The organism is Hwanghaeella sp. LZ110 (assembly GCF_048892525.1).
GTDB lineage: Bacteria > Pseudomonadota > Alphaproteobacteria > UBA8366 > Aestuariispiraceae > Pacificispira.
The window spans coordinates 263340-283913 of record NZ_JBLZHT010000002.1 but is presented as its reverse complement, the minus strand read 5'-3'; the positions used below and the strand labels follow the sequence as shown (position 1 = coordinate 283913).

Genomic DNA, 20574 nt, shown 5'->3' with positions numbered 1-20574 from the left:
CCCCTCAGAAACACCGCAATTCCGCCACATGGCAGCAAGATTTGACGGCTACCTTTAAAATTAAAGAGGGCAAACTGGAACCGAAATCATTCGTTTGGACGGACCGGGATTAAGACAGGCTGTATTCTATGAGATTGTATCCTGAAACAGATATTGGGCGCGCATGGCTCTTGCTAATCCTTGGTACCATTCTTGTTTCAGGATACTTCTCTGCTCAATGGATTATCAATAATGTGCCGTTTGTGGCATTTCATCCTGCCTGTAGAAATTACTTCCGAGTACCACCGCAGACCGTAGATGACTTGCATCTGATGTCAGGCGATCTCTCAGATGAAGCTTGGGACTTTGTGAGGGAATCTTATGGAGAAGATCTTAAGCGTTTTGAGGAAAGCGGCTTTATCAAAATAAAGAACAAAAAAGTTTATGTACAGATAAGCTATTACCTACCCGATGAGCATCTTCCTAAATATGGCGGTGAATTCGAAGAAAGTGCGTATCTTATGACCCAATTTATAACCTACAAAATATTTGAGCGCCGCCAAGCAGAGGGTACAGACTTTTCAGATTTCATGGTCTCCTATGGTAAGAAGGGGAAAAAGATAACTGTCCCAGAACTCATGGAACCAGACGAATGCGGCTTTGCCGAAGAACTCATCCTTAAAGGCGGGCGCTTTGCCCGCGAGTCATCACAATAACCAATGGAACCAGAATCATTTAGTTGGAGAGGCCGGAACTAAGGGAAGGTACTCATATGAAACTGTATCCTAGAACCAATGGTGGAAGGCTTCTCTTTTTAGCAATCCTGTTTGCGGTACTTACTTGTGGGTACTTCAGCTTTATATGGGTCACTTACAATGTTCCCTTCGTTCAATTTCGGGCGGCGTGCCGAGATTTTTTTCGGAACGCCCCCCTAGGAACGGATGATCTAAGTCTGGTCTCGGGTGAATTGACGCAAGAATTCTGGGATACTCTCATCGTCGGATATGGAAACAGGCTCGAAGCGCTGATTCGAGCAAACTTGCTAACCGTCAAAGACAAAAAGCTTTATGTTACCCTCTCTTTTTATATTCCACTGCCTAAAACGGCTGCAAAGTTTGAAGGGGAATTTGAAGAAGTTGCTTATAGAGCTACGGCTGACACCGCTTACGAAATTCTTCAACGGCGTAGAAATGATGGCGCGGACTTTTCCGACTTCAGGGCAAATTTTGGAACCTACGGGAGGAAACTTGGTGAGCCTGAACTCATGAAATCTGGCGAGTGCGGCTTTGTCGAAGAACTCATCCTTAAAGGCGGGCGCTTTGCTCAAGACTCGTCAGAGTAACTTTTAGAACCTCCGGATGACAGGCTGTATTCTATGAGACTATATCCTGAAACAGATACTGGGCGCGCATGGTTCTTGCTAATCCTCGGCAGCATTCTTGTTTCAGGATATTTCTCTGTTCAATGGATTATAAATAATGTGCCCCTTATAGCATTTCATCCCGCCTGCAGAACCTATTTCCGAGTGCCGCCTCAGACCATAGATGACTTGCATTTGATATATGGCGATCTCTCTGATGAGGCTTGGGAACTTGTGAGGGAATCTTATGGAGAAGATCTTAGGCGTTTTGAGGAAAACGGCTTTATCAAAATAACGAACAAAAAAGTTTACGTGCAAATCAGCTATTACCTACCCGATGAGCATCTTCCTAAATATGGCGGTGAATTCGAAGAGAGCGCATTTTATATGACTCAGCATATTACATACATAATATTTAAACGTCGCCAAGCAGAAGGGGCAGACTTTTCAGATTTCATGGTCTCCTTTGGCAAGAACGGGAAAAAATTAGCTGTCCCAGAACTCATGGACCCAGACGAATGCGGTTTTGCCGAAGAACTCATTCTCAAAGGCGGGCGCTTTGCGCGGCCTGAGGCGAAATGAATTCCATACAAAAACGCCCGGACCTTGGCCCGGGCGTTTTGCTGTAACGGGGCAGGCACCGATCAGGCAGCGTAGATGCCGGCTTTTTTGATGTCGTCGGAAACATCGGTTTCGAACTGTTTGAAATTGTTCTGGAACAGGCCGCGCAGGTTTTGTGCGGTTGAGTCATAGGCACCGCCGTCGGTCCAGGTGGTCTTGGGCTGCAGCACGTCGTTGGGAACGTCCGGGCAGTTTTCCGGGACCAGCAGGCCGAAATTGGGATCCTGAACCTTGGCGACGGAGGCCAGTTTGCCCTCAATCGCGGCGCTGAGCATGGCACGGGTGTATTGAATCGACATCCGTTTGCCCACACCGTATTGCCCACCGGACCAGCCGGTATTGACCAGCCAACAGCGCGCGCCGGTCTTCGCCATTTTCTCGCCCAGCATCTTGGCATAGACGGTGGGATGGCGCGGCATGAAGGGCGCCCCAAAACAGGTGGAGAAGGTTGCCTGAGGCTCGGTCACGCCGCGCTCCGTCCCCGCCACGCGGGCGGTATAGCCGCTGAGGAAATGATACATGGCCTGTTCCGGCGTCAATTGCGAAATCGGCGGCAGTACGCCAAAGGCATCAGCCGTCAACATGACGATATTCTGCGGCTGACCGCCCATCCCCGATGCTTCGATATTGGGAATGAAATCAATCGGGTAAGAGGCACGGGTGTTTTCCGCCAGCGTTCCATCATACAGATCGCATTCACGGGTCAACGGGTCGAACACGACATTTTCCAGAATCGTGCCGAATCGCTGCGTGGTGGCGAAAATTTCCGGTTCTGCCTGTTGGCTGAGATTGATCACCTTGGCATAGCACCCGCCTTCAAAGTTGAAGACGCCATTGTCGGACCAGCCATGTTCATCATCACCGATCAATGTGCGTGATCCATCCGCCGACAGGGTCGTCTTACCGGTGCCGCTGAGACCAAAGAACACCGCGACATCGCCCTGTGCGCCAATATTAGCGGAGCAATGCATCGGCAGAACACCCTTTTCCGGCAGGATGTAATTCATCAGGGAGAAGACAGATTTCTTAATCTCCCCAGCATATTGGCTGCCCCCGATCAGAACCAGTTTGCGATTCAGGTCCGCCAGGATGAAACATTCGGAATTGGTGCCGTCCCGCTCTGGCACCGCATTCATGAAGGGCGCGTGCAGGATGGTCGCATCAGGCACGAAATCCGCCAAGGCCTCAGCCTCTGGAACGATAAACATGTTGCGCGCGAACAGGGCGTGCCAGGGGCTTTCAGAGATGACGCGCACCTTCAGCCGATAGGTTGGATCCGCCCCGGCATACAGGTCCTGAACATACAGATCGCGGTTTTGCAGATAGACCGAAGTCATCGCATGCAGGCGGTCGAAACGGTCCTGATTGATCGGCTTATTGACCTTGCCCCACCAGATGCTGTCCTTCGTATTCGCCTCTTCCAGGATAAATTTATCATTCGGGGAGCGCCCGGTATATTTACCCGTCTGGCAGGCCAGCGCCCCACCTTTGGTAATCGTGCCCAGCCCCAGACGCACCGTCGCTTCATACAGCGCCTCCGTGCCCAGATTCCAGTGCTGCACCGCCGCATTGACGATGCCGTGTTTACCAAGCCCATAGGAGCTGCGGGAGATAATTTTCTCGGACACCAAATATTCCTCCATGGTCGCGCCTGGCAGGATTTCGCCATACTGAACTGTCGCGATCTCAGACCGGGATCAGACAATGTGCGAGCTTTTAGCCGACGCTTTTGTTGCCTACGCTTCAATTATAGACGCACACCTGATGAGGTCACAGCCTCTATGGTGTCGCCCAATCCAACACGGGTGAAAGCCTTGCTGCCTCACCCCCCACCTGATCAGCATGCCGGGGCGATGTTTATACTAGCCACACCCCAGAATGGCGAGTCTGGAATGCCGCATTTTCGGCATTTTCTTACGCAGATCGCGCCAATTGAACCAAACGCACAAATTCCCGTCGCGCCCCTTCCGCATCGCTTACAGTCGTGGCGAAATTCAGACGCGCACAATCGCCGCCCCGACGCAAATCACACCCTTCCGGGTCAATGCCTGTTAAAAACCATCCAACCCCGGAACGCTTCAGCAAGCGATTCGCATATAGGCCCACCGCATCCAGATGATCGCTGTTCATATGGGCCAAAATTTCAGCCTCCGCTTCTGCAAGATCCTGATAATCGCCCGTAAACAGCACGTCCTGTGTCCAGTTTATGCGCCCAAAACCCGCGACCAGATGGGCCCGATCCGGGATCAGACGATAAAGCGAAAAATCTTCAAATCCCGCATACAGCCGGGCAGAGGGATGGCGCCGGACATAGCGGGTTCGCGCCAGTACATCATCGTCCGCTTGAATCCGCCCCTGCAGGCTGACCCTGGCCCCGGTCAGGGGATTGTCCAGCCCGGCGGTCCCATCGATCAACAGCGAGACCCGTGGATCGGCCTTCAGATTCTTCGTGTGTTCGGCCAGGTCACTGAGCAGCATCAATGGCTCGCCCCTGGGCGTCGCGGCGATCAGGACCAGGGAGCCATAAGGCTCCCCCGTGTCGGGCAATCTGGTGGACAGGACAGCCCTGTCTGTCGCCCGCACCAGCAGGCGGCAGGTCTTGGCGGGATTGTCTGTCGACATGTCTTTTTCCATGACCCAATCTGATCTTGTTCCACCTTGGACTGCAAGAATTCCTTATATGCGGCGTCGGATCATGTCTTTTGCCGCCAACAAGGCACCGGCGACAATGGCCAAACAGGCCAGGGCGAGAACCAGACTGACGCTGGCCTGTCCCGCCACCACCAGCAGGATCGCAGACAACAGCGGGGCCATGTAGCTCAAGGCCCCCAATGTCCTGATATTGCCGCGTTTCATCCCGATATCCCAGGCAAAGAAGGCCGCCCCGACCGGCCCCAATCCCAACAGCAGGATTGCAATCCAGATCAACGGCGTTTCCGGCTGGATCCAGGTTTCAAACAGGCCATGACAGACAAATCCGCCAATCGCCGTGGCGGCACAGAACCAGCCCACGGCATCGGTCGGCACCTTGCCAAAATAGCGCGATCCGACCGAATAACTGGACCAGGTCAGGGCGCAGGCGGCTGCTGACAAATAGCCCAGCAGATATTGATCCTTGAAACGAACCGACCCGCCATCGGACACCAACAAGACGCACCCGCCAAGCCCCAACAGCACCCCCACGATATGATGCCAGCCCAACCGTTCCGACCCTGGCAGAAGGGCGGAAAAGACCACGATCAACAGCGGCCACAGATAGGCGATCAGGCTTGCCTCCACCGCCGGGGCGTTCTTCAGGGCCATGAAATAAAAGAAGTGATAGCCAAACAGGCCTGCAGTGCCAAAAATCCAGACCCGGACAGGTTGACGCAAATGGGCGCCGATCGCCTCCCTCCGCCACAGCCATTTCCCCAACATCAGCAGGAAGGCGATCGTAAACGTCATCCCAACCAGCTGAAACGGCGGAATGCCCCCGGTCCAGGTCGTGAATACGGCCAGCGCGCCCCACATCACAATCGCCGAAAACCCGATCAGGGTCGCTTTGACCTCACCCATGGCGAACGCCTAACAGATATCAGTGCCTAAAATGGCGCATGCCGGTGAAGACCATGGCGATTCCGGCCTCGTCTGCGGCGGCGATGACTTCTTCATCGCGCATGGAACCGCCGGGCTGAATGGCTGCCGTTGCGCCGGCCTTGATTGCCTCCAACAGTCCATCGGCAAAGGGAAAAAACGCGTCCGAGGCAACGACGGAATCCTTTGTGCCTTGCTGTTCAGAAGACTTCTGGGCGGCGATTCGCGCGCTATCAACACGGCTCATCTGACCGGCACCGATGCCAACCGTGGCGTTATCCCGGGCATAGACAATGGCATTGGATTTGACATGCTTCGCAACGCGCCAGGCAAACATCATATCCGACAGTTCCTTATCGGTCGGGCTGCGCTTGGTCACCACTTTCAGATCATCCAAGGAGACCCGCCCATTATCCGCAGACTGAATCAAGATACCACCCGCAACGGAAGACAGGCGATTCCGGTCTGCCTTGGGATCGGGCATTGTCCCCGTGCGTAACAGACGCAGGTTTGGCTTTTGACCCAGCGTTTCGCGCGCGCGCGATCCGAATTCCGGCGCGATCACCACTTCAAGGAACAATTCCTTCAGCTTCAATGCCAGATCCAGATTAACCGAGCGATTGACCGCAACAATGCCGCCAAAGGCTGATACCGGATCACAGGCCAGCGCCGCATCCCAGGCATCGGCCAGCGTCTCCCCACTGGCCACGCCGCACGGATTGGCATGTTTAACGATCACAACAGTCGGTTCTTCGAATTCCGCAGCCAGTTCAAACGCGGCATCCGCATCATTGATGTTATTATAGCTGAGTTCCTTACCCTGCAATTGTTCGCAATTGGCAACGCCGGGACGATGGTCGCCAGCACGGGTATATAGGGCGGCCTGCTGATGCGGGTTTTCACCATAGCGCAGTTTCAGCGACCGACGACCGGCAACGGCCAGACGCTTGGGCCAGTGTTCCCCCTGCTGCGAGGCAAACCAGCTTGCAATCGCACTATCGTAAGCAGCCGTGCGGGAATATGCTTCTCTCGCAAGGAATTGGCGCAGTTCCAGCGGTGTGTGACCGTCATTCTCATCCATCGCTTTGATGATGCTTTCATATTCGGCTGGATCGGTGCTGACGGTGACGCATTCATGGTTTTTTGCCGCAGCACGGATCATCGCCGGCCCGCCGATATCAATATTTTCGATGCATTCTTCGTAGCTGGCCCCGGATGCGACCGTTTCAGCAAACGGATACAAATTCACCACCACCATATCGATGGGAGAGATGGAATGGGTCTCCATCGCCACCCGATGCTTTGGATCATCCCGGCGGGCCAGGATACCGCCATGGATCGATGGATGCAGCGTTTTCACGCGCCCGTCCATGATTTCCGGAAATCCGGTGTGATCCGATACTTCGGTCACAGCCAGGCCAGCCTCTTTCAATACCTTCGCTGACCCACCCGTCGAGAGCAGGCGCACTTTATGGCGCGCCAGACCCTGAGCGAACTCCACCAGCCCTGTCTTGTTCGAGACAGAGATCAAAGCGCGGTGTATTGGCATATCGGTCATGGCAAGCAAGTTCCTTCGTGTCAGGTCAATCGGTCTGGGGGCGCCCCGACTCCGGAACGGCGCGTTCCGAGACGACGGGCACCATTGTCCCGGGATCAGGTGTATATTCCGGCACCAAATCGGTCATAATGCGCAGCACTGTATCACGCTGTCCGGCCCGCGCAGCCTTTTCAAGCGCATCAAGGGCAGATTGCAGATCTTTCAGATTCGCAGTACGGGGTGCCGCCAGGGTCATGCCCGGCGCGCGGGTGGGCAATTCGGCCTCACCGCCATGCAATAATTCTTCAAACAGTTTTTCACCGGGCCGCAATCCGGTGAATTTGATCTGGATGTCTTTGTCGGGTTGCAGTCCGGCCAACTGGATCATCTGACGGGCCAGATCCAGAACCTTGATGGGCTGGCCCATATCCAGCACGAAAATCCGGCCAGCGGCATCGGCATCCTCTGTCCCGACAACGGCCGCCTGCAAGACCAGTTCGACGGCTTCACGCACAGTCATAAAGTACCGGGTCACATCGGGATGGGTCACGGTCAAGGGACCGCCCGCCTGTAACTGACGCCGGAACAGCGGCACCACGGACCCGGTGGATCCCAGCACATTGCCAAACCGAACGACAACATAGCGGGTGCCGCCTTCGGCGCGGGAAACCGGGTCCAGCGCCTGGATATAGGATTCTGCGACACGTTTGGTTGCGCCCATTACATTGGTTGGATTCACAACCTTATCCGTGGAAATCTGCACCATGCAATCGACACCCGCCGCGCGGCAGGCATCCGCGACGATGCGGCTGCCCAATGCATTGGTCTGTACGCCTTCCAACGGGTTCGCCTCAACCATCGGCACATGTTTCAAGGCGGCAGCATGAAACACCAATTGGGGGCGCAGGCGCTGCATGGTGTCCTGCACCCGCATCTTGTCGCGCACATCGCCCAAAACGGCTTCGCGGGGCAGATCGGGATGTTTTTCCGCCATCGCCATATCGATCTGGTAGAGTTGATATTCCGAAGCATCGAACAGAAACAGATGCGACGGATGGCTGTCGGCGATCTGGTTCACCAATTCGGACCCGATCGTTCCCCCCGCCCCGGTGATCAGAACCCGCCGACCCCGAACCAGCGCCTTCATCGCCTCCCGGTCCAGCGGTTGCTGGGGGCGACCCAGCAAATCCTCAACCGCAACCGGCTTGATTTCCAATCGCTCAGAATCCAGGCCACCGCGCAACTCCGTCAGTTTCGGCGCGCGCGATACGGTCAGGCCATGGGCCTCTGCCTTTTCCATGACACGGCGAACCAGTGCCCCGTCCAGGTTTTCCTTGGTAATGACCAATTTTTGCGGAGCCAGGGCGCATTTTTTCAGCACGTCCTGAATATCCTCCACCGTGCCCATAACCGGCACATTGTGGATTTCCCGACCGACCCGACCGCCGGTTTCATCCAGAATGCCGACCGGATGATAGGGCGTATTGGCATCCCGACGAAGTTCTCGCAGAAATAACTCGGCCCCGTCTCCGGCGCCGATTAACAGGATGGGGACCTGTTTTGTAGGGCTTTTCAGCAATCCTTTGCGAATGCCGCGATCTTTCATCACACGGTATAGAAACCGTGGCCCGCCCAGCATCGCCAACAGAACAAACCAATTGATCAGAGGCAGGGAGCGGGGCACCGATTCCAAACGCCCAACGATAAACATCAGGGGCAGAAAGATCAGCACGATCAGGGTCACGGCCTTGGTCATCGCAACCAGATCATCAATCGAGGCGTAGCGCCAGATCCCCTTGTACAGGCGACTGGTCAGAAAAACCACGGCGGCGATCAGCGTGAAGATTATTGTTCCGCGCAGTAAATAGCTGCCGGCAAATATAAAAATCCCATCCCCCATACGCAGATACAGCGATAGGGGAAAGGACAATGCCGCCATAATCACGTCATGGGTGAAGGCGATGCGCGCGCGGTTATGTTTCAATGGCCCCAACATAACTGGCGTATAGCCTTGCAAATGTTCTCAGGCAAGCGAATGACTCGTTTCCTGTGCCTTTACGACCCGGCAAACGCCCGCGCGGTTTGCAACATGGCTTGTTCCGCAGGCACGGGCGGCTCCCAGCCATCCATTGCGCCATTAGAGGTGAAACTGCCCGTCAGGCGGGCAACGGCCGGATAAGTTCCGGTTAGGCGTCCCATTCCCCGCATCAGGGCCACTGGAACCGGCAGCAGGAAACAGCGTCGCCCCATACCCTGAGCCAGAAGACGGACCAGATTGGCCGTGCTGAAATCGCGGCTGTCTTTCGGGTGATAGGTGCCGGGATGACAGGTCAGCGCATGGCGCACCGCATCGGCCAGATTATCGATATAGATCAGGCTGCGCTGGTTCTCGATTGCGCCAAAGGGCAGGGGCCATCCGCTGGCGACCAGATGCATCAGTCGATCAAAATTTGCCTTCACGCCAGGTCCATAGACCAGGGGAGGGCGCAAAATCACGGTCTCCATATCACCGGATAACTCCCGCACTGCGGCTTCCGCCTCTGTCTTGCTGACGGCATAGGCGTCAAACGGGGCGGGCGGGTCGTCCGGTGTTACTTCGACCCCGTTTTCGCCCAGAACCTTTATCGTGCTCATAAACACAAAGCGGCCAATGCCCCGATCTGCCGCCTGACGCACCAGATTGGCGGTGCCGTGCAGATTGACCTCTCGAAAGGCATCTTCCCCTTTTGCGCTGTCATGGCCCATGATATGAACCCGCGCCGCAAGGTGAACCACCGCCTGACACTCTTGCAGGGCCTGGCCCCAATCGGTGCCGCGATGAATCTCGCCCACATCATGACGGCCAACGGGACGGGGCTTGTATCCGGCCCGGGTCAATGTGGCGCATACCGCGCGCCCGACAAAACCGCTGGCTCCGGTCACCAGAACGGTACTGCCCGGCTTCAGCGTTTCATCCACCATAATACTCCTCCCACCATAGCGACGCTTACGACCAATGCCACAATCGCATGACTGAGCGATAGCAGGGCAAGGGCAACCAGGGCGGCATTCAGGCATGCAATGACGGCGGAAATACGGCAGTGCGCGCGACGCCGCGACAGACCAGCATTCATGCGGGATGCAACCGCCTGTTGATAGAAATGCTCTTTATGGGCCAGCCAGACTTTCTCACCACGGGCGGCCCGGATTACCAGGGTCAATCCGGCATCCGCCAGATAATAAGCCGGCAGGATCACCGCCGCCGCCCAATTACCCTTTACGGCCAGAAAGAGCAGAAACCAGCCCAGGCAATAGCCCAAAGGCACACTGCCAACATCCCCCATGAACAGTTTTGCAGGCGGCCAGTTCCACACCAGAAAACCAGCAGCGACCGCAGCGATTGCCAAAGGTGCTGCCATCGGCAAGCTTTCAGAAGCAGGCTCCATCGACACAACAATTGCGAACAACGCCAAACCGCCCGCAATTCCGACGGTCTCAACACCGGTTATGCCATCGATCCCATCCATAAAGTTATAGAAATTCAGAAACCCAGCCCAGATTAGCACAACCAGCACCGCATCCGCCCATGCGGGCAACAGTCCCTGAAAGACCAGACCGTTATCCGGCAGTGCCCAGATCCCGATGGCGCAGGCGACCAAATGCGCGGGCAGGCGCAATCCCGCCCCCAGGGGTCGTAAATCATCCAGCCAGGACAAAAGACACAGGCCCAAGGCGCCCAACATCACTGCCGGATTAAGGCCTATCGCAAGATCAGGACGCAGCCACAGCAAGGCAATCCAGGCAATCGCGATCGTCGCTGCGACTGCAATCCCCCCGCCACGGGGTGTTGGCGTATCGTGATTGGACCTGGCATTGGGCGCATCCAGAATGGCGCGGTGACGCAACCAGCGCAGCACGACACCGGTCAGCAAAATGCTGAGGGCAAAAATTATCCCGGAAAAGACGATATAGAAAATCATGGGGTCGATTTACGGCCCGGACCCGCTGTGAGGCAAGGGAATTTCGAGGTCCTCTTCCTCAGGACGCGCGGCGCAGGCGGTCATTTCCAACCCGGACCTTGACCTGCTGACCCAAAATCGACATCAGCACGAAAACACGGTCCCGGTCCGATTTTGCCGCCACCATCGCCGCCACATCAGACAGGGGTCCATCGGTAATCTGAACCTGATCACCGGCATTGAATGCGACCTCTTTTGGCAAACGAATGATGCCGTCCGAATCTTCCCGCATCCGCAATTCTTCTATCACCGCATCGGGTACAGCAGCCGGACGGTCGCCAAACGAGACCACTGTGGCAACCCCGAACGTGCCATAGATTGAACGCCACCGACTGGCATCCAGATCCGCGCGCACAAAGAAATAGCGCGGGAACATCGGGACCGTGACAACCAAACTGCGCCGCGCCTGGGTTTTCCGGCAGGCCAGTCGCGGCAGATAGGTTTCAAACCCCTGCGCCTGAAGATTTCCTTCGGCTATGCGTTCCTGTGATGACCTGGAATAGATTACGAACCATTGCTTCATTGCGGCGACTCCGGCCGTGCTGCGGGCTTGTCCGTCCGAATATGCAGCAGTCGGGGGGCCTTGACGCGCAGTGTGCCATAGCGGGCAATCATCGCGTCGTATGTCGCCTGGGACTTTTTAACATCCGTGATCAAATAGGCTTCACCGGCAGGTAAATCCTCCATCCGGCGAACAACGGGCAGGCCTGCAAAGCTGTCCTTGCTGCTGTCTGGATCGACAATGCCGATAAGGGTCACGTCAATCTGTAACTGACATAGTGCGGCGATTTCCGCTAGTTCACTGACGCCGATCAAGACGACAGCGCGTCGATCCTGTGCGACAAATTCTTCCAGTGCTTCGCTGATTTGTGTTTTCGCTCGGCGGAAAAACGTCAGGGAACTGCTGAGATATTCCGCTGTCAGGCGGGCCTTTTCGTGGAATCCCTGCGGCGTCACATAATACGCATAGCGATTGGGGGGAACCTGCTGAACCTTGATCCATCCCTTATGGGCGGCCCGCTTCAGATAAGAATTGGCAAGGCCCAGTGCGATACCCAATTCACCTGCCAGCGAGCGCTGCGTGACCTGACCCTCACGCTCCACCGCCGTCAACAGACCCAGCGTGATCGCCATATCAGCGTCCACCGTGTCTATATCTATTGGCTTCTTCTCGCTCATTTCAGGGCCCGCATCAAACCATGTTCACGGCTTGAACACGTACTCTGTTCATCGCATGAACGTCAAGATAATTTTCGGATAAACACCCTTCTCTAAGGAAAACAGGACCTTCCGGGGGTCTGACGAAAAGGACCGCTCGATCATCATCTCTATGTTTTACGAATCACTGGAACCGGCCTTTCGGGCAATACAAACCACAGGTTTCGACAGTGCTTGAGCCAAACCCGCTATCCATTGTATTACAGGGGCAACTTAGGTATGAAGGAAACCAAGATGGGCAAAAGCCCCAACGCTTCGGGGCCTGCGCCCCGGTTTCTGATGTGGTTTTCATGAGGATGAGCTCTTGACGGGTAACGAAGCAGTCGCAACCGCGCGCCAGAACAGCTTCTCGTATGAGGAATTGATCGAATGCGCAAAGGGCAAACTCTTTGGGCCGGGAAATGCGCAATTGCCATTGCCCCCGATGTTGATGATGGACCGCATTGTCAGCATCACAGAAGACGGCGGTGATCTGGGCAAAGGTCATATTCTGGCCGAATTTGATATTACGCCGGATCGCTGGTTCTTCGACTGCCATTTTCAGGGCGACCCTGTTATGCCCGGTTGCCTGGGGCTGGACGCGATGTGGCAGCTTGTCGGTTTCTTCCTGGGCTGGATGGGCGCCCCTGGTAAAGGGCGCGCTTTGGGCGTGGGCGAAGTGAAGCTGTTTGAACAAGTGCTGCCCACTGCAAAAAAGGTCACCTACGAGATCAATCTGAAACGTGTCATCATGCGCAAACTGGTTATGGGCATCGCCGACGGCCTTATGAAGGTTGATGGAAACCCGGCCGCAGAAGTCCGCGATATGAAGGTTGGTCTGTTCAAAACCGATGGGTCTTAAACGTTTCGCTGGTCTTAATTTCTGGCAGGGTCGACCCCATATGCGACTCGAGCAGGTCAATAGAAAGTCCTGATTGTTTCACTTAACGAATGGAGCTGCGACGCAAATGAATACGCGGCGGGTAGTAATCACCGGCATGGGCATTGTGTCCTGTATCGGAAATTCTCAAGACGAAGTCCTGGATTCCCTGCGCAACGGACGCAGCGGCATCAGCCATAGCGACGACTATGCGGAACGCGGCTTTCGCAGTCATGTCCATGGCAAACCAAACATTGATGTCAGCGACCATATCGACAAGAAGCTGCTGCGATTCATGGGGGATGGCGCGGCCTATAACTATATCGCCATGCAACAGGCAATCGACGATTCAGGTCTGACGGACGAGGAAGTCTCTAACGAGCGCACCGGTCTGATCATGGGATCAGGCGGGCCGTCGACCAAGAATATGTTGTGGGCCTGGGACACCGCGCGCGAAAAATCCGCCAAACGAGTTGGCCCCTTCATGGTGCCGCGCATTATGTCGTCGACCAATTCTGCAACTCTGGCCACGCCGTTCAAGATCAAAGGCCATAACTATTCCATCAGTTCTGCCTGTTCGACCAGCGCCCATTGCATCGGCAACGGCGCGGAAATGATTCAATGGGGCAAGCAGGATATCGTCTTCGCCGGCGGCGGCGAGGAGTTGGATTGGACCATGACGGTGGTCTTCGACGCCATGCCAGCGCTCAGCAGCGGCTATAACGACGATCCGACCAAGGCCAGCCGCGCCTATGATAAGAATCGCGACGGTTTCGTGATTTCCGGCGGTGGCGGGGTTGTTGTTCTGGAAGAACTGGAACATGCCCGGGCGCGGGGCGCGAAAATCTATGGCGAAGTGGTCGGATATGGGGCCAATTCCGACGGGTACGATATGGTTCAGCCGTCGGGCGAAGGCGCCGTTCGCTGCATGAAATTAGCGCTTCAGGGATTGAACGAACCTGTTGGCTATATCAACACCCATGGGACCTCCACCCCGATTGGCGACACCCGCGAATTGCAGGCGATCAAGGAAGTGTTTGGCGACAAGGTGCCGATCATCTCGTCCACCAAATCAATGACCGGTCATTCCCTGGGCGCGACCGGCGTGCAGGAGGCGATCTATTCCCTGCTGATGATGAAGCATCGCTTTATTGCTCCCTCCATCAACATTGATGAATTGGATGAGGAGGCCGAAGGCCTGCCCATCGCGCGGGAGCGGATGGACGATGTTGATCTGAATCTCGTCATCTCAAACAGCTTTGGTTTCGGCGGCACCAATGCCACGCTCGCCCTCCGAAAAGTAACGGATTGAATCGGTCGATGAGCGCGAAGAAACTAATGGCCGGCAAACGCGGCCTGATCATGGGGGTTGCGAACCAGCATTCTATTGCCTGGGGAATCGCCAAGGCTGCCCACGATCACGGTGCTGAACTGGCCTTCACCTTTCAGGGGGAAGCCTTTGAAAAGCGCGTCCGCCCAATCGCGGAGAGTGTGAATGCGGCGGCCTGCCTGCCGTGCAATGTTGCCACGGATGAAAGCATCAAGGAAACATTTGAGGCCCTGGGTAAAGTCTGGGACAGCTTTGATTTCGTCGTCCATGCCATCGCCTATTCCGATAAGGAAGAACTGAAAGGGCGGTATGTTGACACGACTCGCAACAATTTCCGCCATACGCTGGATATTTCCTGCTTTTCCTTCACATCGGTCGCAAAATATGCCGAACCGATGCTGCGTCCCGGGGGCAGTCTGTTGACCCTGACATATGAAGGCGCACAACGTGTCATGCCCTCCTATAACGTGATGGGCGTTGCCAAGGCCGCCTTGGAAGCATCGGTGAAATATCTTGCTGTGGATCTGGGCCGCAATGGTGTTCGGGTGAATGCCTTATCAGCCGGTCCGATGCGCACCCTGGCTGGATCTGCGATCGCAGGGGCCCGGTTCACCTATAACTGGCAGGGAAAATCCTCCCCCCTGCGTCGGAACATCGAATTGGAAGAAGTCGGAAATTCCGGGCTTTATCTGATTTCAGATCTATCTGGCGGTGTGACTGGCGAAGTGCATTATGTCGACAGTGGATATCATCTGGTCGGCATGGCAATCCCGGCGGAAACAGACCTGGAATAAACCCCCTTCTAGTGCGCGCCCACAAGGTCAGCGGCATGCTGTGCTGCTTCGGTCACTGATGACTGCCTGATCGGGGCGATTACCGGTCGTGCTGTGCTCTTATAAGCCTGATCCAGAATCTCCATCGCCTTCAGGAAGGCGGAATGTATTTCCGTCTTCTGCTGCGACAACAAGGGCAATGCGACGGATGCCCGGTATTGGGCGGCCTTGTAAAAGCCATATCCATTCAACCAGGTACGATCCGTGCCATCCGCCTCAAAAGCCGAATTGTATTGGGTTGCAGCCCGCACAAGCAAATTCGCCAAAACCTCCGCCTGGCTGTCTTCCGGGCTGCGGTCGCTCTTTGGGGTGACCTGTTCTGCAGCGGTCAAAGAATCGAAGATGGTATCAATCGCTGCCTGCATGTCGCCCTGTGATTTTTCCAGAAAAGCCGCATCGGACGCCTCACTCAACGCCTCCCCGAATGGGCGCGCACCCTGCTGGTTCAGAAAGGATTCCAGGTTTACATAGACATCGACCATCGGGGCTTCAAACATCTCCCCCGCAGTACCCGGATCATTGCTTTGATAAGCGATTTGGCCAGCCCAGAAATAGGCTCGGATGGTGTCCAATGCCAAAAGATACGCAACCGGGTCCTGTGCGATGTGATCTGGATCAACGGCGTCATCAACAACCTGACCCGTCGTCTGACCTGCCGTCTGCTCCATCGCCACTCTGTCTTCTTGCCCCTGCACTTTCTGGGCTGAGAATTGTGTTGGTATAGCAGTATCAGACGCGGCCCCGGCATAACCTGATACACCCAGGAGCACCCCGAAAACAGCGCAGGAAAGCCAATAGGCTGTGGATGTCCCAGATGAGTGCATAATCCGACCTTCTTTCAAATGCTTGCAGAACTGCTGCACTGGATATTTGGATGGTCGCATTGGTTTCAAGCTGTTTTCCTTTCGGCCTTCTGTCTCAAGGATCCATAGGGAATGGCGTAGAATCTGTTGCACCTGCCGTCATCATGCTTGACGTCGCCCCGGAAGCTTGGTCCACAGGGGGTGGCAATGATCGACAACGCAAACGGCGATTTAGGGTACACACTGTATGCATTTACTGGCCGCCACACCGGGGGGAATTGATGACGGGTCCGAAGCTGTCGATCTGAATCAGGACCCGGCGGATATTGTCATTCTCAGCGCCGCTGACACAGAAATCGCCTGTTTCGCTGCCGCTCAGGCCCGCCGCCAGGAGAAAGACCCATCTGCGCCCAGCCTGCGCTGTGCCAACCTGCTGCATCTGGGGCATAACTATTCCGTCGATCTGTATCTGGAACAAGTGATCGGCAGCGCCAAGCTGGTGATCGGTCGATTGCTGGGTGGGCGGGGCTACTGGTCCTATGGCGTTGATGAAGTCACCGCCCTGTGCCGGGACAAGGGCATCGCGCTTGCCTGGCTTCCTGGTGATGATCAGCCCGATACAGAATTGCATGGCCTGTCCACCCTGCCCGCGGAAACACTGCATCGGCTTTGGCAGTACTGTGTGCATGGGGGTATCGACAATGCCGAACATGCGCTGGCCTATGCCGCGACCCTGATGGATCATGCGGCAGAATGGCAGGAACCCGCCCCCCTGTTGCGCGCAGGCCTGTACTGGCCGGGCAAAACCCTGCCGGATATCACAGACCTTCCCCATGACACGGCCCAGCCCACAGCCGCCATCGTGTTTTATCGTGCACTGTATCAGGCCGCCAATCTGCGTGTCATTGACGCCCTGATCACGGCCTTACAAGCCGCCGGGATAAACCCGCTGCCAATTTATGCCGCCAGCCTGAAAGACCCGGTGTCCGCGGATACAGTATCCAATTTAATGGCCCGGGGGAATGTTGAGATCGTTCTGAACGGAACCGGGTTCGCGCTATCTGTTCCGGGTGCGGTCCGCAGCGAAACCCCCTTCGACGGACAGGATTGCCCGGTCCTGCAAGTGGTCTTTTCCGGTGGCAACGAAGCCGCCTGGCGGGACGGAACACGCGGCCTGGCCGCCCGGGATATCGCGATGAATGTCGCCCTGCCAGAAGTGGATGGTCGCCTGTTGAGTCGCGCTGTCAGCTTCAAGGGCAGCGCCAAACGGGATCCGCTGACCCAGGCCGATATAGTCACCTATGATCCTGTTCCGGATCGCTGTCAGTTCGTCGCAGACCTGGCAGGCCAATGGCTGCGCCTGCGGCGAACCCCGGCATCGGATCGACGGGTCGCGATCATCTTTGCCAATTACCCCAACAAGGATGCCCGGCTGGGCAATGGCGTCGGACTGGATACGCCGGCTGGCACAATGGCCCTGCTGGATGGCCTGCGCCAGGCGGGATATCATGTTGAGGGGGGCTTCAAGACCAGTGATGCCCTGATCAATCATTTGAAAGCCGGGCCCACTAATGCCGCCATCAAGGGGCGGGAAATCCGCGAACGCCTGGCCCTGCCGGACTATCATTACTTTTTCAGCAGCCTGCCCGACGCCGTGCAACAAGCAGTGACCGACCGTTGGGGAGCGCCAGAAGCCGACCCGTTCTTCCACGCCGGGGAAACGGATTGCGGGTTCTTTGCTCTGCCGGTCTTTCGATTGGGCCATATCGCCATCGGGCTACAGCCCGCGCGAGGATACAATATCGATCCCAAATCCAGCTATCACAGCCCGGATTTGGTGCCACCCCATGGTTATCTGGCCTTCTATGCCTGGATACGCGAAGCGTTCGGCGCCCATGCCGCGCTGCATATGGGCAAACACGGAAATCTGGAATGGCTGCCAGGCAAGGCAGTGGCACTGTCGGAAAACTGTTTCCCAGAGGCGATTCTGGGGCCGATGCCCCACCTGTATCCCTTTATCGTCAACGATCCGGGGGAGGGGACCCAGGCCAAGCGCCGTGCGCAGGCCGTCATCATCGATCACCTGACACCACCGCTGACCCGGGCGGAAAGCTACGGGCCACTGAAAGATCTGGAACTGCTGGTCGATGAGTATTTTGAGGCCGCAGGCGTCGACCCCAGGCGCATCAAGGTGCTGAAACGCGATATTCTGGACCTGACCCATCGCATCGGCCTGTCGCAGGATTGCGGTATTCAGCCCGATGAGGATGAGGAACAGGCGCTGGCCAAGCTGGACAATTACCTGTGCGAATTGAAGGAAATGCAAATTCGCGATGGGCTGCATATCTTTGGTCGCGCGCCCCAAGGCGACCAGATGACAGACCTGCTGGTTGCCCTGGCCCGTGTGCCGCGCGGCACGGCGAAAGGGGGCGATGCCTCCCTGATCCGCGCGCTGGCAAAAGATTTTGGCTTCGATGGCAATTTTGACCCGCTGGATTGCCCGATGGGCGATGCCTGGACCGGTTCCAAACCAAACGCCTTGCAGGACCTGGATATCGCCCCCTGGCGCAGCAATGGGGACACGGTTGAACGTCTGGAAGCCTTAAGCCGCCTGATGGTATTGGGACAGGCCGCCGCGCCGGGCCCCAACAGCGCTGCGGTGCTGGACTGGATCACCGGTTCTCTAAAGGGGATGGTGGAAAACTGTGGCCCCGCCGAAATCAACGGCGTGCTGACCGCGCTAGACGGGCGTTTCCTGGACCCCGGCCCATCAGGTGCGCCAACGCGGGGACGGCCGGATGTGCTGCCCACAGGTCGGAACTTTTATTCGGTTGATACCCGCACCGTACCCACCCCGGCGGCCTGGACGCTGGGCTGGAAATCGGCGCAATTGCTGGTGGAAACCTATGCCCAGGAACATGGCGATTATCCGACCCGGCTGGCGCTGAGTTGCTGGGGCACAGCCAATATGCGAACCGGGGGTGATGATATCGCCCAGGCCCTGGCGCTAATGGGCGTGCGGCCGCAATGGGACAGTGCGTCGCGCCGTGTCACCGGATTTGAAATCCTGCCCGCAGACATGCTGGACCGACCCCGCGTTGATGTGACCTTGCGCATTTCAGGATTCTTCCGCGATGCCTTCCCCAATCTGATCGATCTGGTGGATTCCGCCGCCCGCGCAGTTGCCGCCCTGGACGAACCCGCAGAAATAAACCCACTGGCGGCGAATGTCCGTGCTGAGTCTGAGACCTTGGCGGCGGATGGACTGGACATAGACATTGCAAAACAACGGGCCGGTGCCCGCATTTTCGGCTCAAAGCCTGGGGCCTATGGCGCGGGGTTGCAGGCCTTGATTGACGAGAAAGGCTGGACCACCGACGCCGATCTAGCCGAAGCCTATCTGGCCTGGGGCGGCTATGCCTATGGCGCCGGGCGCGAGGGAGAGGCGGACCGTGCCGGGCTGGAACGACGGCTGAGCAAGGTTCAGGCGATCCTGCACAATCAGGACAATCGCGAACATGATCTGCTGGATTCGGATGACTACTATCAATTTGAAGGCGGCATGGCGGTCACAACCCGTGCCCTGACGGGCCAGACCGTGCCGGTCTATCACAATGATCACAGCCGCCCGGAATCTCCAAAGGTGCGCAAGCTGGAAGACGAGATTGGCCGCGTTGTGCGCGCCCGCGTCGTCAATCCAAAGTGGATCGCAGGCGTCATGCGCCACGGCTATAAGGGCGCATTTGAGATGAGCGCGACCGTCGATTACCTGTTCGCCTTCGCCGCCACAGCCCGGGCGGTGTCCGACCATCATTTCGATGCGGTTTTTGAGGCCTATTTGATGGACCCTGCGGTGCGAGACTTCCTGCAACAGACCAATCCAGACGCCCTGCATGACATCGCCGCGCGCCTGACAGAGGCGCAGGAACGCGGCCTATGGTCTTCGCGCCGCAACGATACCCGCCCCGTTCTGGCGGAAATTGTGCGGGGCATATCTTAATCAGGAAAAGCGCGTCTTCATAATTACATACACGGCGAATGCCCGACGATCCTTCTTTGGACTTTTTCCATATCGATCTATGACCACATCAGCATCTTCAATATCCTGAAGAACCGAAGATTTGTAATATGGGCCTGATCTTGGATCATAGTCCGCATCGTGCCGTTTAATCTGCATTTCCACAAACTGATTTGCAAAATCTTCAATCTCTGGAGGAAACTTCTTGATAAATCTCTGATCGATACACCGCGATTTCGTATGCCCATGTTCCAGCGCACGATATGCTTGTCGCCAGGCATGTTTGCTTCGATCTGATCCCTGTCCCCCAACAAGCAGGTTCGCAGCGTCCTCAGCTAAACAATGAAACAAGGCATAGTAAACCGTGCTGACGGCCCGTCTAAGATTTGCCTGACGCGGTTTCCCGCGATCAATACGAATCAAATCCCGTGCCGATTTCAGTAAG

The 20574-nt window shown here is 56.4% G+C and carries 18 protein-coding genes; 7 read left to right on the top strand and 11 right to left on the bottom strand.

Annotation, left to right across the window (positions count from 1 at the left end; all coding sequences use genetic code 11):
* Positions 1-128: 128 nt before the first annotated feature.
* From ACOSDM_RS05060 to ACOSDM_RS05050, 3 genes are read left to right on the top strand one after another with little or no spacing between them, the layout of a single operon-like run.
* Positions 129-695, top strand: a complete 567-nt coding sequence (locus tag ACOSDM_RS05060) for a hypothetical protein (protein ID WP_420723404.1) — start codon at positions 129-131, stop codon at positions 693-695.
* A 56-nt stretch (positions 696-751) separates the two neighbouring features.
* Entirely contained in the window at positions 752-1321 is a 570-nt protein-coding gene (locus tag ACOSDM_RS05055; RefSeq protein WP_420723403.1) for a hypothetical protein, read from the top strand.
* A 33-nt stretch (positions 1322-1354) separates the two neighbouring features.
* Positions 1355-1921, top strand: coding sequence for a hypothetical protein (locus ACOSDM_RS05050; protein WP_420723402.1), 567 nt, complete (start codon positions 1355-1357; stop codon positions 1919-1921).
* Between the two features lie 62 nt (positions 1922-1983).
* Here ACOSDM_RS05050 and ACOSDM_RS05045 read toward each other — a convergent pair whose 3' ends face one another.
* The 9 genes from ACOSDM_RS05045 to ACOSDM_RS05005 form a co-directional block, all read right to left on the bottom strand.
* Entirely contained in the window at positions 1984-3588 is a 1605-nt protein-coding gene (locus ACOSDM_RS05045) for a phosphoenolpyruvate carboxykinase (protein WP_420723401.1), read from the bottom strand.
* A 286-nt stretch (positions 3589-3874) separates the two neighbouring features.
* Entirely contained in the window at positions 3875-4582 is a 708-nt protein-coding gene (locus ACOSDM_RS05040; RefSeq protein WP_420723400.1) for a HugZ family protein, read from the bottom strand.
* Positions 4583-4636: 54 nt separating this feature from the next.
* Positions 4637-5515: a DMT family transporter gene (locus tag ACOSDM_RS05035; RefSeq protein WP_420723399.1), complete on the bottom strand. Its 879-nt coding sequence runs from the start codon at positions 5513-5515 to the stop codon at positions 4637-4639.
* Positions 5516-5534: 19 nt separating this feature from the next.
* Positions 5535-7091, bottom strand: coding sequence for a bifunctional phosphoribosylaminoimidazolecarboxamide formyltransferase/IMP cyclohydrolase (gene purH, locus ACOSDM_RS05030; protein WP_420723398.1), 1557 nt, complete (start codon positions 7089-7091; stop codon positions 5535-5537).
* A 25-nt stretch (positions 7092-7116) separates the two neighbouring features.
* The gene (locus tag ACOSDM_RS05025; protein ID WP_420723397.1) at positions 7117-9066 is read right to left on the bottom strand and encodes a polysaccharide biosynthesis protein; all 1950 of its coding nucleotides are present in this window, start codon (positions 9064-9066) and stop codon (positions 7117-7119) included.
* 59 nt (positions 9067-9125) lie between these two features.
* A complete protein-coding gene (locus ACOSDM_RS05020; RefSeq protein WP_420723396.1) occupies positions 9126-10031 on the bottom strand; it encodes an NAD-dependent epimerase/dehydratase family protein in 906 nt (301 codons plus the stop codon).
* Positions 10013-11029 carry an MraY family glycosyltransferase gene (locus tag ACOSDM_RS05015; RefSeq protein ID WP_420723395.1) on the bottom strand — a complete coding sequence of 339 codons (1017 nt, stop codon included), beginning with the start codon at positions 11027-11029 and terminating at the stop codon, positions 10013-10015. The genes ACOSDM_RS05020 and ACOSDM_RS05015 overlap by 19 nt, the downstream gene beginning before the upstream one ends.
* A gap of 58 nt (positions 11030-11087) precedes the next feature.
* Positions 11088-11591 carry a transcription termination/antitermination protein NusG gene (gene nusG / locus ACOSDM_RS05010; protein ID WP_420723394.1) on the bottom strand — a complete coding sequence of 168 codons (504 nt, stop codon included), beginning with the start codon at positions 11589-11591 and terminating at the stop codon, positions 11088-11090.
* Positions 11588-12247: a winged helix-turn-helix transcriptional regulator gene (locus ACOSDM_RS05005; RefSeq protein ID WP_420723393.1), complete on the bottom strand. Its 660-nt coding sequence runs from the start codon at positions 12245-12247 to the stop codon at positions 11588-11590. The genes nusG and ACOSDM_RS05005 overlap by 4 nt, the downstream gene beginning before the upstream one ends.
* Positions 12248-12590: 343 nt before the next feature.
* On the opposite strand from ACOSDM_RS05005, the gene fabA reads away from it, so the two are divergent.
* The 3 genes from fabA to ACOSDM_RS04990 all read left to right on the top strand — a co-directional run bounded on the left by fabA (position 12591) and on the right by ACOSDM_RS04990 (position 15269).
* Positions 12591-13127, top strand: a complete 537-nt coding sequence (fabA, locus tag ACOSDM_RS05000) for a bifunctional 3-hydroxydecanoyl-ACP dehydratase/trans-2-decenoyl-ACP isomerase (protein ID WP_420723392.1) — start codon at positions 12591-12593, stop codon at positions 13125-13127.
* Positions 13128-13233: 106 nt separating this feature from the next.
* Positions 13234-14457, top strand: a complete 1224-nt coding sequence (gene fabB, locus ACOSDM_RS04995) for a beta-ketoacyl-ACP synthase I (RefSeq protein WP_420723391.1) — start codon at positions 13234-13236, stop codon at positions 14455-14457.
* Between the two features lie 8 nt (positions 14458-14465).
* Complete coding sequence (locus ACOSDM_RS04990; RefSeq protein ID WP_420723390.1) at positions 14466-15269, top strand: enoyl-ACP reductase FabI; 804 nt, start codon at positions 14466-14468, stop codon at positions 15267-15269.
* A gap of 8 nt (positions 15270-15277) precedes the next feature.
* On the opposite strand, the gene ACOSDM_RS04985 is transcribed toward ACOSDM_RS04990, so the two are convergent.
* Positions 15278-16132 carry a hypothetical protein gene (locus ACOSDM_RS04985; protein ID WP_420723389.1) on the bottom strand — a complete coding sequence of 285 codons (855 nt, stop codon included), beginning with the start codon at positions 16130-16132 and terminating at the stop codon, positions 15278-15280.
* Positions 16133-16358: 226 nt separating this feature from the next.
* Between ACOSDM_RS04985 and cobN the strand changes: the two genes are divergently transcribed.
* Positions 16359-20111, top strand: a complete 3753-nt coding sequence (cobN, locus tag ACOSDM_RS04980; RefSeq protein ID WP_420723388.1) for a cobaltochelatase subunit CobN — start codon at positions 16359-16361, stop codon at positions 20109-20111.
* Here cobN and ACOSDM_RS04975 read toward each other — a convergent pair whose 3' ends face one another.
* Positions 20112-20552: a hypothetical protein gene (locus tag ACOSDM_RS04975; protein ID WP_420723387.1), complete on the bottom strand. Its 441-nt coding sequence runs from the start codon at positions 20550-20552 to the stop codon at positions 20112-20114.
* Between the last annotated feature and the right edge of the window lie 22 nt (positions 20553-20574).